12 protein-coding genes are annotated in these 12,330 nt (G+C 57.2%); 6 read left to right on the top strand and 6 right to left on the bottom strand.

The features are described from left to right. Positions 1-82: 82 nt before the first annotated feature. The 4 genes from argC to glgB form a co-directional block, all read right to left on the bottom strand. A complete protein-coding gene (gene argC / locus Q0K43_RS07975; protein ID WP_297290024.1) occupies positions 83-1,024 on the bottom strand; it encodes an N-acetyl-gamma-glutamyl-phosphate reductase in 942 nt (313 codons plus the stop codon). Then, positions 1,017-2,402, bottom strand: coding sequence for an argininosuccinate lyase (argH, locus tag Q0K43_RS07970; RefSeq protein WP_297290023.1), 1,386 nt, complete (start codon positions 2,400-2,402; stop codon positions 1,017-1,019). Before argH ends, argC begins: the two co-directional genes overlap by 8 nt. A gap of 97 nt (positions 2,403-2,499) precedes the next feature. Further along, positions 2,500-3,720 carry an argininosuccinate synthase gene (locus Q0K43_RS07965; protein ID WP_297290022.1) on the bottom strand — a complete coding sequence of 407 codons (1,221 nt, stop codon included), beginning with the start codon at positions 3,718-3,720 and terminating at the stop codon, positions 2,500-2,502. A 156-nt stretch (positions 3,721-3,876) separates the two neighbouring features. After that, positions 3,877-5,637, bottom strand: a complete 1,761-nt coding sequence (gene glgB / locus Q0K43_RS07960; protein WP_297290021.1) for a 1,4-alpha-glucan branching protein GlgB — start codon at positions 5,635-5,637, stop codon at positions 3,877-3,879. Positions 5,638-5,813: 176 nt separating this feature from the next. Between glgB and Q0K43_RS07955 the strand changes: the two genes are divergently transcribed. The 6 genes from Q0K43_RS07955 (at position 5,814) to Q0K43_RS07930 (ending at position 10,695) form a co-directional block, all read left to right on the top strand. Beyond that, a complete protein-coding gene (locus tag Q0K43_RS07955) occupies positions 5,814-6,707 on the top strand; it encodes a metal ABC transporter substrate-binding protein (protein WP_297290020.1) in 894 nt (297 codons plus the stop codon). Next, positions 6,704-7,474, top strand: a complete 771-nt coding sequence (locus Q0K43_RS07950; RefSeq protein WP_297290019.1) for a metal ABC transporter ATP-binding protein — start codon at positions 6,704-6,706, stop codon at positions 7,472-7,474. Before Q0K43_RS07955 ends, Q0K43_RS07950 begins: the two co-directional genes overlap by 4 nt. Next, the gene (locus tag Q0K43_RS07945; RefSeq protein WP_297290018.1) at positions 7,474-8,322 is read left to right on the top strand and encodes a metal ABC transporter permease; all 849 of its coding nucleotides are present in this window, start codon (positions 7,474-7,476) and stop codon (positions 8,320-8,322) included. The genes Q0K43_RS07950 and Q0K43_RS07945 overlap by 1 nt, the downstream gene beginning before the upstream one ends. Positions 8,323-8,826: 504 nt before the next feature. Next, entirely contained in the window at positions 8,827-9,390 is a 564-nt protein-coding gene (locus tag Q0K43_RS07940) for a TVP38/TMEM64 family protein (RefSeq protein ID WP_297290017.1), read from the top strand. Further along, the gene (locus Q0K43_RS07935; RefSeq protein ID WP_297290016.1) at positions 9,387-10,037 is read left to right on the top strand and encodes a lysoplasmalogenase family protein; all 651 of its coding nucleotides are present in this window, start codon (positions 9,387-9,389) and stop codon (positions 10,035-10,037) included. Before Q0K43_RS07940 ends, Q0K43_RS07935 begins: the two co-directional genes overlap by 4 nt. Before the next feature lie 4 nt (positions 10,038-10,041). Then, complete coding sequence (locus Q0K43_RS07930; protein WP_297290015.1) at positions 10,042-10,695, top strand: TIGR01906 family membrane protein; 654 nt, start codon at positions 10,042-10,044, stop codon at positions 10,693-10,695. 290 nt (positions 10,696-10,985) lie between these two features. Here Q0K43_RS07930 and Q0K43_RS07925 read toward each other — a convergent pair whose 3' ends face one another. Beyond that, positions 10,986-11,456, bottom strand: a complete 471-nt coding sequence (locus Q0K43_RS07925; protein ID WP_297290014.1) for a phage holin family protein — start codon at positions 11,454-11,456, stop codon at positions 10,986-10,988. A 1-nt stretch (position 11,457) separates the two neighbouring features. Continuing rightward, entirely contained in the window at positions 11,458-12,195 is a 738-nt protein-coding gene (locus Q0K43_RS07920) for an N-acetylmuramoyl-L-alanine amidase family protein (protein WP_297290013.1), read from the bottom strand. Positions 12,196-12,330: the final 135 nt, after the last annotated feature.

Here is a 12,330-nt window from a genome sequence, read left to right as displayed (position 1 = left end):
GCAGTGGACGCCGGACGCGGTAAAACCCTTGGGGGCGGTCACGCCGCCGGGGATCTGTTTCATATCGTTCACTCCTCTTTCCTTACAGCGCCAGGCCGCAAGTCTGTTCAAAGCCCAGCATCAGGTTCATATTCTGCACCGCTGCGCCCGAAGCGCCTTTGCCCAGGTTGTCGAACCGGGCTGTAACGATGGACTGTCCCTCATGGCCGCTGACGGTGAGTTCCAGCTTGTCGGTGCCCGCCAGGGTATTGGCCGCCAGATAGGCCGGCTCCTCAGAATAGGGGGCCACCGTCACCAGGGGCTGGCCGGCATAGTAGGCCATCAGGATCAGGCTCAGCTCCTTGGCGGTGGGCTGGCCCACCAGGTAGCGGTTGTGGAGGAAGATGGTGGTGGCCATACCCTTGTAGTAGTCGTCCACCACAGGGGTAAACACCGGCGGGGTATCCAGGCCGGAAATCTTCTGCATTTCTGGCAGGTGCTTGTGCCGGAGGGTGGTTCCGTATACTCTCGGGCTGTAAAGTTCTTCCCCTTTCTCCTCTTCCTCATACTGAGCGATCATCTTCTTGCCGCCGCCGGAGTATCCGGTAAGGGAAAAGCAGGTCATGGGGTAGTCCTTGGGGAGGATACGCATGGAGACCAGCGGAGCCGCCGAGGCCAGAAAACCGGTGGCATGGCAGCCGGGATTGGCCACAAACCGGGCGTTCCCAATGATTTCACGGGGATTTTTGTACAGTTCCGGGAATCCATACACCCAGCCGGGAGCGGTGCGGTGGGCGGTAGATGCGTCGATAATCCGGGTGCGGGAATTCTCAATGAGGCCCATTGCCTCCACCGCCGCGGCGTCGGGCAGGCAGAGAAAAACCAGATCCGCCTCGTTGATAAGGCGCTTTCTTTCTGTCAAGTCTTTCCGCTTGTCAGGATCGATCGTCAGCAGTTCGATGTCGTCCCGGTCCGCCAACCGCTGGTGGATCTGGAGACCGGTGGTACCCTCCTGACCGTCGATGAATACCTTGGGCTTACTCATGCTTCCGCTCCTCCAAAAAGGCCTTGATATTGGCGATCTGCACCTTGACGCTCTCCGCCGCCGGGCCTCCATATACTTTACGCCCATTGACGCAGGTTTTCAACTCCAACGCCTGATACACATCGGCGTCAAACAGGTTGGAGATGGAGCGGAAGTCCTTCAAAGGCAGGGTATCCAAAGTCTCGCCGGCCTTGATGCACAGGTTGACCAGCCGGCCCACGATCATATAGGCCTCCCGGAAGGGCATCCCCTTCTTGGTCAGGTAGTCGGCGCAGTCGGTGGCGTTGATAAAGCCGCCGGAGGCCGCGTTTCTCATGTTCTTGGGCAGGACGGTAAGGGTGTCCAGCATGGCGGTAAAGACAGGCAGACACATCTCCACGGTGTCGATGGCGTCAAACACCGGCTCCTTGTCCTCCTGCATGTCCTTGTTGTAGGCCAGAGGCAAACCTTTCATGACAGTGAGCAGGGTGATAAGGGAGCCGTACACCCGGCCGGTCTTGCCCCGTACCAGCTCGGCCACATCGGGATTCTTCTTCTGAGGCATGATGGAGGAGCCGGTGGAGTAGGCGTCGTCCAGCTCCACATACTTGAACTCCCAGGAACACCACAGGATGATCTCCTCGGAGAACCGGGACAGGTGCATCATCATGATGGAGCAGGCGGACAAAAACTCGATGGCAAAGTCACGGTCAGACACGGAATCCATGGAGTTGTCGGTGGGCTTCTGGAAGCCCAGGGCGGCGGCGGTCTGGAACCGGTCCACCGGATAGGTGGAGGTAGCCAGGGCGCCGGCGCCCAGGGGGCACTCGTCCATCCGCTCCAGGCAATCCTCCAGCCGGGTCACGTCCCGGCGGAGCATATTGGCGTAGGCCATCATGTAGTGGGCAAAGGTGGTGGGCTGAGCCCGCTGCAGATGGGTATAACCCGGCATGACGGTCTCCAGGTTGGCCTCCGCCTTCTTCACCAGCACCTGCTCCAGGTCCAGCACCATGTCAATGATCTTTGGGATCTCCTGCTTGACATACAGCCGGAAATCCACTGCCACCTGGTCGTTGCGGGACCGGCCGGTGTGCAGCCGCTTGCCGGTGTCCCCGATGCGCTGGGTGAGCATGGTCTCGATGTTCATGTGGATGTCCTCGTTCTCCAGGGAGAACTCCACCTGTCCGGCGTCGATGTCCGCCAGAATGACCTTCAGCCCCTCGATGATCTTTTCCGCCTCATGCTCCTCAATGATGCCCTGCTTGCCCAGCATGGCGGCGTGGGCAATGGAGCCAGCGATATCCTCCTTGTACATCCGGGCGTCAAAGGTAATGGAAGAATTGAAGTCGTTGACCAGTGTGTCGGTCTCTTTCTGGAACCGTCCGGCCCATAATTTCATAATAGATCGCTCCCTATCTGGATTGCGGGCGACCACAGGTCGCCCCTACGGTAATGGTAGGAACGGCCTGCGGCCGCCCGCAGTGAATTTTCTGAAATTACTTGTTCAGCTTGCCCTGGTCGCGGAGCGCGAGGACGGTATCCGGCAGGCCCCACAGGTTGATGAAGCCGGTGGCGTCGTTCTGGTTGTAGTCGCTCTCCTGGAAGGTGACGATGTCCTCAGAGTAAAGGGTCTCGGGAGAGGTGACGCCGGAGGTGATGATGTTGCCCTTGTACAGCTTCAGCTTCACCTGGCCGGTAACGTGCTTCTGGGTCTCGGTGGCAAAAGCGGTGAGAGCCTCCCGCAGGGGGGTAAACCACTTGCCGTTGTACACCAGGTCGGCGAAGTCCACCGCCAGCTTGCTCTTCATGTGGGCGGTATCCTTGTCGATGGTGATCATCTCCAGCACCTCGTGGGCCCGGTACAGGATGGCGCCGCCGGGGGTCTCGTACACGCCCCGATCCTTCATGCCGGTCATCCGGTTCTCCACGATGTCCAAGAGGCCAATGCCGTTGTCGCCGCCCAGCTTGTTCAGCTTGCGGATGATGTCGGAGGCCTTCATCTTCTCGCCGTCCACGGCCACGGGCCAGCCCTTCTCAAAGTCGATGGTCACATAGGTGGGGGCGTCGGGCGCCATGGCGGGAGACACGCCCATCTCCAGGAAGCCGGGCTTGTCGTACTGAGGCTCGCTGGCGGGGTCCTCCAGGTCCAGTCCCTCGTGGGACAGGTGCCACAGGTTCTTGTCCTTGGAGTAGCTGGTCTCACGGTTGATCTTCAGAGGCACGTTGTGGGCCTCGGCGTAGTCGATCTCCTCGTTCCGGCTCTTGATATCCCACTCACGCCAGGGGGCAATGATCTTCATCTCAGGGGCGAAACGCTTGATGGCCAGCTCGAAGCGGATCTGGTCGTTGCCCTTGCCGGTGCAGCCGTGGGCGATGGCGTCGGCCCCCTCCTTCTTGGCAATGTCCACCAGGCCCTTGGCAATGACGGGACGGGCAAAGGCGGTACCCAGCAGATAGTCCTCATACTTGGCGCCCATCTGCATGGAGGGGATGATGACGTCGTCCACCATCTCATCCACCAGATCCATGACATACAGCTTGGAGGCGCCGGTCTTGATGGCCTTCTCCTCCAGGCCCTCCAGTTCGTCGTTCTGGCCCACGTCGCCGGCCACGGCAATGATCTCGGGGTTGTTGTAGTTTTCCTTCAGCCAAGGGATGATGATGGATGTATCCAGACCGCCGGAATAGGCGAGTACTACTTTTTTAATGTCAGCCATGGTAAAAACCTCCGTTTGTTTATGTTGGACACAGTGTACCACAGCCCATGAAAAAATGCAAGCGTCAAATCGAATAAATATGCGTATTTTTATGGCCATAATTGGGTCGTTATTTGGTTATGTTGTATAATATTCATTTTTATTTGAATATTATAGCTATTTCATGCAAAAAAGCATGCCGGAATAAGGAGGCAGGCAAACTGTCAGCATCCCCCCGACAGGTGTGTAAGGTTGTTTTTCCGGCGTATGACCGCCAAATCGCTGCCAGTCGGTATGCAGGAGCAGCTCTACCCCAGTGGGTGCCGGCAGCTGATACTGTCGGGCCTGATCACCCAGATTGAACAGGATCACCAGCCGTTCCTCAGCGCACTGCCGCTGGAGGATAAAAAGACACGCTTTTTCCCGGCTGCGATCCATCCAGGTAAAGCCGTCCGGGTGGTAATCCAGCCTGTAAAGCGCCGGATGGGTCAGATAAATCCGGTTCAGTTCGGCTATGTAGTGATAAAAAGCGTCGTGAATGGGAAACTCCCGCAGCAGCCAATCCTGCTCACGTCTCTCGTCCCATTCTCTGAAGTGGCCCAATTCATTGCCCATAAAGTTGAGCTTTTTTCCGGGATGGACCATCATGTAAAGATAAAGCGCCCTGGCCTGGGGAAATTTCCCGTCATAATCTCCATACATCTTCTGCAAAATGGTGGCCTTACCATGGACCACCTCGTCGTGGGACAGGGGGAGCAGATACCGCTCCTGCGGGAAGTAGTGCATGGAGAAGGTCAGCTGATGAGCTTGCCTGGTCCGCTCCCCCGGCGGCATCTGGAAATAGGACAGGGTGTCGTGCATCCACCCCATGTCCCACTTGTAGTCGAACCCCAGCCCCCCCTGCTCGGCCGGAGCGGTGACCTTGGGGAAGTTGGTGGAGTCCTCCGCCGCCAGGATGCAGCCGGGGCACAGCTGCTTCAACCCCTGGTTCATGGTCCGCAGAAAGGCCACTCCGTCCCCGTTGACTCCACGGGCCTCATCCCCCTGCCAGTAGAGGATCCGGCTGATGGCATCCATCCGCAGGCCGTCAAAGTGGAACTCCTCCAGCCAGTACCGGGCGCAGGACTGGAGGAAGGATCGCACCTCTCCCCGGGAGTGCATGAAGTTGTGGCTCCCCCACTCGCTGACCTCCACATCCCGGTGGGGGTATTCGTAGAGGGCGGTACCGTCATATCTGGCCAGGCCGTAGTCGTCCACCGCGAAATGGGCGGGTACAAAGTCCAAAATGACCCCGATCCCGGCCTGGTGGAGCCGATCAATGAGCATCATCAGCTCTCTGGCGGTACCATACCGGCTGGTGGGGGCATAAAAGCCGGTGATCTGGTACCCCCAGCTCTCATCACAGGGGTGTTCACACAGTGGCAAAAACTCCACATAGTTGTAGCCGCACTCTTTTATATAATCAATGAGGGGCTGGGCCAACTCGTCATAACGGTACCAACCGCCGTCTTCCTTCCGCCTCCAGGAACCCAGGTGCAGCTCGTAAATGTTCAGCGGTTCTTCCAGTCGGTCATTGCGGGATGCCATCCATGGGGCATCCTGAAAGGTATATTCCCTCAGATCCCGTACCACCGAACGGCTTCCAGGACGCAGCTCCATACCAATCCCGTAGGGATCACAGTGATCAACATACCCTCCATCCCGCCGATAGACGCGGTATTGGTAACAGTCTCCCGGCGTCACACCGTCCGCCCGCACCTCATAAAAATTTCCGTCATGTACCCGCACCATAGGTAATTCCCGTCCGCCATGGAGCAAAACCACCCCCGCCGCCGACGGAGCAAAGGTTCGGAATACCCACTCCTCCCCCGACCGATGGGCACCCAAATAGCGATAAGCGTCAAAGCATTGTCCAGTATAAAACGCGTAGTAATCCATCCACGTTGCTCCTTTTCCTTTCTGATGCCCCGAAAGCCATATGAATAACAGCGTAATTCTAACATTGTTTTGTCACTTTATCCAGTATACCGCCAAAAGATTTTGTTTTACACAGGCGAAAAAAAGCGATATAATAAGATGTTATGATAAAACAACTCAACTGTAAGGGGAACCATATGAAAAAGCTGCTTGCGCCCCTGTGCGCCCTTGGCCTGCTGCTCTCCGCCTGCGGCCAGTCTGCCGCCCCTCAGCCGACAGACGACGACACGCTTCATATTGTAGCAACCACTTATCCGGTCTATCTCTTTACTACCGCAGTAACCGACGGGGTGGACGGGGTGGAGGTAAGCCTGCTGGTGAATCAGCAGACCTCCTGTCTCCACGACTACACCCTCACTGTTGGAGACATGAAAGCCATTGAGGGGGCCGACGTCATCGTGATGAACGGGGCCGGACTGGAGGACTTTATGGACGACGCCCTGTCCGCCTCCCACGCCCAGGTCATCGACTGTTCGGAGGGGGTGAACCTGCTGCCCGCCCAGGGCCATGAGGACCACGGCCACGACGCTGAATACGACCCCCATATCTGGATGAGTTACGAGAATGCTGCCCTCATGCTGAAAAATATCGAGGAGGGTCTCTGCGTGCTGAACCCTGAGCGCGAGGAGGACTACGATCGCAACTTTGACAACGCCATTGACGCCATGGGATACGATCCGGACAAGCTGGCCGTTCTGGCCGGCAAGCCTCTCATCACGTTCCACAATGGATTTCAATATTTTGCGCAGGCCACCGGCCTCAACCTGTTGAAGGCCATTGAGGAGGAAGAAGGCTCGGAGGCTTCCGCCGCCGAAATCAAAGAGATCGTGGCTCTCATTGAGGAATACAATATCCCAGCTATCTTCACCGAGGCCAACGGTTCTGACTCCACCGCCCAGGCAATTGCCCGGGAAACCGGGGTTGCAGTCTATCAGCTGGATATGATCATGAGCGGCGACGGCACCGGCATCCAGCCCTATATTGACGCTATGGAAAAAAATATGGATACCATTGTGGAGGCGTTTGGATGAGCGTACACAAACATGGCCAGTCCGGGCCGGGCTGTGCCGGCTCCTGCTGTCTGAAAGTAGCCGATCTGGGCGTCAACTTCGGCAACGAAGAGGTTCTCCACGATGTATCCTTCCATCTCCACTGCGGGGAGATCGTGGCCCTTATCGGTCCCAACGGCGCAGGTAAAAGTTCCCTTTTCCGTACCATTCTGGGCCAGATTCCCCATACCGGAGTCATCGAGTTTCAACGTGCGGGCGGCGACAAGACCCGCCCTCTCATCGGCTATGTCCCTCAGTCTCCCAGCTTTGACCGCGGGGACCCAGTGAGCGTGTTCGACTTCTTTTCCGCCGCCATTTCCAACTGGCCTGTCTTCCTGCCCTCCCCCAAAAAGCTAAGGGAACGGGTGGCTCAGTGTCTGGCCCGTGTTCACGGCGAGGGGTTGCTGGACCGACGGATGGGTGCCCTGTCCGGGGGCGAACTTCAACGAGTGCTGCTGGCTCTGGCTCTTGAACCACTGCCTCACATTCTGATTTTGGACGAGCCGCTTTCCGGTGTGGATATTGACGGTGAAAAACAGCTGCTGGATATGCTGGACGAAATCCGCACCCGGTTTGACCTGTCCATTCTGCTGTCCACCCATGATTTTGCCACCTTGGATCAATATGCCGACAAGGTGATCCTGCTGAAAAACCAGGTGCTTCTGGTGGGGCCGCCGGACGAGGTCCTCTCCTCCCCCGAATTCCAGGCGGTCTTTCATCTGGCGCTAGGGAAAGGAGGGCGCAGCTGATGGAACTGTGGTATTCTCTGGTGGAACTGCTCCCCTTTGAGTGGGCGGCCCCCGGCACCATGTACTTTATGAAAAATGCCCTGCTGGCGGTGCTGGTGATCTCCCCCCTGTTCGGCCTGTTGTCCACCATGGTGGTCACCAACCGGATGAGCTTTTTCTCCGACGCATTGGGCCACTCCGCTTTTACCGGCATTGCCATCGGCACGCTCTGCGGTCTGGCTGACCCTATGTGGGCCGCCGTACTGCTGGCCGCCGCTTTTGCCCTGCTCTTCACCTACGTCCAGCGCAGGTCCAATATGGCCAGCGACACGGTGATCGGGGTGTTCTCCTCCACCGCCGTGGCTTTGGGCATCTTTATCGCCACCTTTGACAGCGGCAGCTTTACCAAATTCAACAGTCTGCTCATCGGCGATATTCTCAGCGTGGAACCGGCCAAGATCGGTCTGCTGGCGGTTATCCTGTTGGTGGTGGTGGTATTGTGGCTGTGTTCTTTTAATGGACTGATGCTCTCTTCCATCCATCCCGCCCTGGCAGACAGCCGGGGAATCAAGGTATTCTGGCAGGAAGCTGTATTCTCCATAGCCATTGCGGTGGTGGTCACCGTGTCCATGACCTGGGTAGGTCTGCTGGTCATCAATTCCCTGCTGGTCCTTCCTGCCGCCGCCGCCCGCAATCTGGCCCGAAATATGCGCCAGTTTCATCTGATCTCCATTGTGGCTGCAATCATAGCCGGAATTGCCGGGCTGATGACCTCCTATGAACTGAGTTCTTCCGCAGGAGCCTCTATCACGTTGTACCTGGCCCTGTGGTTTGCAATCACGTTTCTGCTACGAAAAACGCGGATGTAGCCGCGGTTCTGTGCCGGAGAGGGCCTTCTGGTCCTCTCCGGCTTTTTTGGCCGGATACCGCCGTAAACTTTATATAACCTTTACTTCCCTTCTCTTGTTCTTTACCAAACTTACGCGTATACTAAACCCAGATCAAATAACAGACAGGGAGGTGAAACAATATCATGTATCGCAACTTTAATGGCAACGACGTGGACGAACTGATTTTCGACGGCAACGAGCAGGTTGTTTCCAGCCAGCGGTAACCCTTCTGTACCAAGGGACAAGAGCCACACCTTCGGGTGTGGATTTTTGCTTTTGCGGAAAATTTAATCAAAATGTTATGGCAGTTTATCGCAGGATATGGTAGCCTATAGAACAGAACACAGAAAGCCGAGGCGACACGCATTGAAAAATTCCCCCAAATGGCTCCCAGCCCTGCTGTTTGCTGTTGTTTTGTTGTGCGGCAGCGGGTTCTTGCTCTGGAAGACCGGCTTTTTCTCCTCTTTAGGCTCTCTGGAGGAAATGCGGGCTTATATTGCCCGCTTCGCCCCTTTTTCTCACCTATTCTATTTTGTGATTCAGTTGCTAAGCGTTGTGGTGGCGCCCATTCCCAGTAATGTCACCGCTCTGGCCGGCGCATTGCTGTTTGGTACCTGGCCCGCCTTCCTGCTCACCTGGGCGGCAGTGGCTGCCGGTTCTGTACTGGTCTTCTGGCTTGCCCGGGCTCTGGGGCAGCGGTTTGTGGATCGGCTGGTCAGCCAGAAGGTATCGGAAAAGTACCTGGATATTATCCGTCGCAAACGGGATGTATTTCTCTTTCTGGCCTTTCTCTTCCCCTTCTTCCCCGACGACCTGCTGTGTATCCTGGCCGGCCTCACCGATATTCCCCTGAAGCGATTCTGTATTCTGGTTCTGGCGGCTCGTCCCTGGGGCCTGCTGGTATCCTGCTTGGTGGGCGGATCGGTATTGGATATCCCATACTGGGCTATGGCTCTTATCGGAGCGGCAGGATTGGCTCTGTTCCTGGTATGCATGAAATATGGCGACCGCTGGGAACAGAAGCTGCTGGATCGGTTTAAAAAATGATGGGGCGGCGCATCTTCCTGGTGGCGGAGCTTTGTCTCTACGCCGCCTTCCTCACACTGGATCTGGTCAGACCCGGCTCTGGATGGGATATTGTTCTCAAGTATAGCTCCATTTTCCTATGCTTTCTCTACGTCATGACCGCAGGCCGCGGCAAAGACGGTGCGCTGATGCGGGCGGCCCTGGGCTTCACACTGCTTGCCGACCTGTTTCTGTTGGTGCTGAATCGTCACTACCTGACGGGGGTGGCCTGTTTCTGTGTGGTGCAGCTGCTCTATCTGACCCGCATGGCCAAACTGCGGCCGGAAAAACTGCCTCTGCGGCTGGCCCTGCGGGGGGTGCTGGCTGTCGCCGCCCTGATAATAGCCTGGCGGCTGGGCGTGCTGGACGGCTTGACTGCCCTCTCTCTCTTCTATTTCTCTCAGCTTGTCTGCAATGCGCTGGAAAGTCTCAGCCTGGGCGCCCCCTTCCGGGGCTTTTCCCTGGGGCTGTTTCTCTTTCTGGGGTGCGATCTCTGCGTGGGGCTGCAAAACCTGTCCGCCTGGTTCCCGGCGGCAGGCGGTCCTCTGGTGGAGTTTGCCCGGGTGGGGATGTGGCTGTTCTATCTGCCCTCCCAGATTTTGATCTCTCTGTCTGTCAAAAGGAAGTGATCCCATGCGGCTACCCAAGGCGGTCACCGTATTCTTTTCCGCCGTGTTGGCGGTACTTGCGCTCAGTTTTTCCATCGCCGTTCCCATCCTGTTTCGTCCCTTCTATTATTTCCAAATCAATGCCCTGGAACTGCCAGAGCGCACCGGCTGGTCGGAAGAAATCATTCGCGAGGCCTACGACGATGTGTTGGATTTTTGTGTTCTGGGCGAACCTTTCGGCACCGGACAGCTGGCCTGGTCGGAATCAGGCCGCAGTCATTTTGCCGATGTACGGGAGCTGTTTATTCTGGATTTCTGGGCGCTGGGGATAAGCGCCGTCCTGTGCGGCTTCTTGCTTGTGCTGCGGCTGTGGAAGAAATGGGTTTTCCGTCCCCTTCTGGGTCATGGTCCCGGCTTCTGGGCCGGAACCATTGCCGGCGGCTGCGTACTCATTGTTGCCGGCCTTGCTGCATTGGATTTTGACCGGGCGTTTGTGATATTCCATGCCATCTTCTTTCCCGGCAAGGACAACTGGATCTTTGACCCCACTACCGACCAGATCATACAAGTTATGCCGGAAGAATTCTTTTGTAACTGCGCCATTTTGATCGGCGTGATTTTCCTTACCTGTTGTTCCATTCTGGTCCTGACCGATCTGCTCCGCAGAAAGCACCTATAACTATCCAGCCCCCGCCGGCAGTTTTGCCGACGGGGGCTTTTGTCCGCACCAAACTACGGGGCGCACATAGAATGGAGCGGAAGGAAATACCCTTCCAATATCTGCTAGGAGGTATTGCAATGCCCGACAAGATGATGCCCGGTCCGGTCCAGGATGCGGCCTGCATCCGGGAGGCCGTATGCATACACACGAAAAAGATCTACGATTCCTGCAAGGAGGAAGATATAGCGTCTTCAATTATATATTATACAATAAAAAATCCCTCCGGAAACCCGGAGGGATTTCTTACACTATTCGTCTCTAGTGGAGATGCCGTCCCCCGTCTGGTCCACCTTGGACTCCAGAGTCTCTATCATTTTGGTTAGCCAAGTCGGGATAGGCGCTCCCAGAGCGCCGGCGTTCTCAATGATGGATCCGGCCTCGGTGAGGATGTACCAGATCACTACCAGGGGGCAAAGCAGCACAGTGTAAGTAAAGGGCAGCTCCACCCCGGGCACATTGCCCAGCAGGTGTCCAATAACCGTATCCAGGATAGCCGCCACAATGACAGCCACCACACTGCCCAGCTTGTGCCAGATACCGTCCCGGGCGCTCTTGCTGGACCACTCTCCTGCCCGCAGAGCGGCGGCGGAGCCAGTAGCGTAGTCGATGATCATGCACACGATCCAGGCTACCACCACCCATCCGAACCAGCCCCACAGGGCGGTAAGGGCAGCGCACAGGGCGGCCACAGCAGCTTTAAGTCCATTGATGTACTCCATGTTACTCTCCTTTCTCCGGCAGCAGCCCAAGCCTGTCCAGGACCACAGCGGCCTCCTGTCTGGTCAGCGGGTCACTGGGCCGAGTGCCGTCGAAGATGCCGGTGGCAGCCGCTTTGGCCCACGCCTCTTTCGCCCACGAGTCCGCCTGATCCGGGTTTCCGCTCTCCGGCTGCTGATTCTCCATTCCGAAATAGTCCATGATGCCGCGGGCAATGGCTGCGGCCAGCTTATCGCGGTAAGCGTGATCTTTCAAAAGCGCAACATCCTCACGGTTGGTGTGGAAGCCGCACTCCAGCAGGACAGCGGGGGCGGTGGTTGCGGTCAGGACGGTGTACCCTCTGTAGTACGGCTTCCCGGTGCCGAACAGGATAACGCCGGCGTCTTTGACTGCACCGAGGATAGCCGTGGCCGCCTGGTTGCGTTCAGCAGTCTCCGGGCCGCTGGAGGTAAATGCGGTAAAGCCGCGGGGAGGCTGCCATCCGCCGCTGACGGCGTTGGAGTGAATGGAGAGAAACAGGTCAGCTCCCGCCTTGTTGGATACGGTGGCCCTGGCCGTTTGAGACGGGTTTTCCTGCTGGGTTCTAGTCCCGACAACGGTAAATCCCTGTTTCTCCAGCAGGGGCCGCAGGCGGGTGTACAGATCCCAGGTAAACTCATACTCCCAGTACGACTTGTCCGGGGCGCAGTTGACGCTGCCGGGCCAGTGGCCGGGGTCGATGCAAATGGTGTACTTGCTCACATCTTCTTCCTCCTCATATTACTCAGCCATACCCATAAGCTGCCGGAGATCTGTTTCTGCAGTCGCCAGCACCTGCTCATCGGGCGCCGCGTCGTAAAATGCCTCCGCCTTCAACGCCCGGTCCTTTTCCATTGC

This window comes from uncultured Flavonifractor sp. (assembly GCF_944383115.1).
Lineage (GTDB): Bacteria > Bacillota > Clostridia > Oscillospirales > Oscillospiraceae > Flavonifractor.
This window is presented reverse-complemented; position numbering and strand designations above follow the sequence as displayed.

What these genes read in the sequence shown, in the direction of transcription:
- Q0K43_RS07950 (WP_297290019.1), top strand. Translation starts at nt 6,704, where the DNA reads ATGAGCGTACACAAACATGGCCAGTCCGGGCCGGGCTGTGCCGGCTCC.
- argH (WP_297290023.1), bottom strand. Translation starts at nt 2,402, where the DNA reads ATGAAATTATGGGCCGGACGGTTCCAGAAAGAGACCGACACACTGGTC.
- Q0K43_RS07965 (WP_297290022.1), bottom strand. Translation starts at nt 3,720, where the DNA reads ATGGCTGACATTAAAAAAGTAGTACTCGCCTATTCCGGCGGTCTGGAT.
- Q0K43_RS07925 (WP_297290014.1), bottom strand. Translation starts at nt 11,456, where the DNA reads ATGGAGTACATCAATGGACTTAAAGCTGCTGTGGCCGCCCTGTGCGCT.
- Q0K43_RS07940 (WP_297290017.1), top strand. Translation starts at nt 8,827, where the DNA reads ATGCGGGCTTATATTGCCCGCTTCGCCCCTTTTTCTCACCTATTCTAT.
- Q0K43_RS07935 (WP_297290016.1), top strand. Translation starts at nt 9,387, where the DNA reads ATGATGGGGCGGCGCATCTTCCTGGTGGCGGAGCTTTGTCTCTACGCC.
- Q0K43_RS07955 (WP_297290020.1), top strand. Translation starts at nt 5,814, where the DNA reads ATGAAAAAGCTGCTTGCGCCCCTGTGCGCCCTTGGCCTGCTGCTCTCC.
- Q0K43_RS07945 (WP_297290018.1), top strand. Translation starts at nt 7,474, where the DNA reads ATGGAACTGTGGTATTCTCTGGTGGAACTGCTCCCCTTTGAGTGGGCG.
- Q0K43_RS07930 (WP_297290015.1), top strand. Translation starts at nt 10,042, where the DNA reads ATGCGGCTACCCAAGGCGGTCACCGTATTCTTTTCCGCCGTGTTGGCG.
- glgB (WP_297290021.1), bottom strand. Translation starts at nt 5,637, where the DNA reads ATGGATTACTACGCGTTTTATACTGGACAATGCTTTGACGCTTATCGC.
- argC (WP_297290024.1), bottom strand. Translation starts at nt 1,024, where the DNA reads ATGAGTAAGCCCAAGGTATTCATCGACGGTCAGGAGGGTACCACCGGT.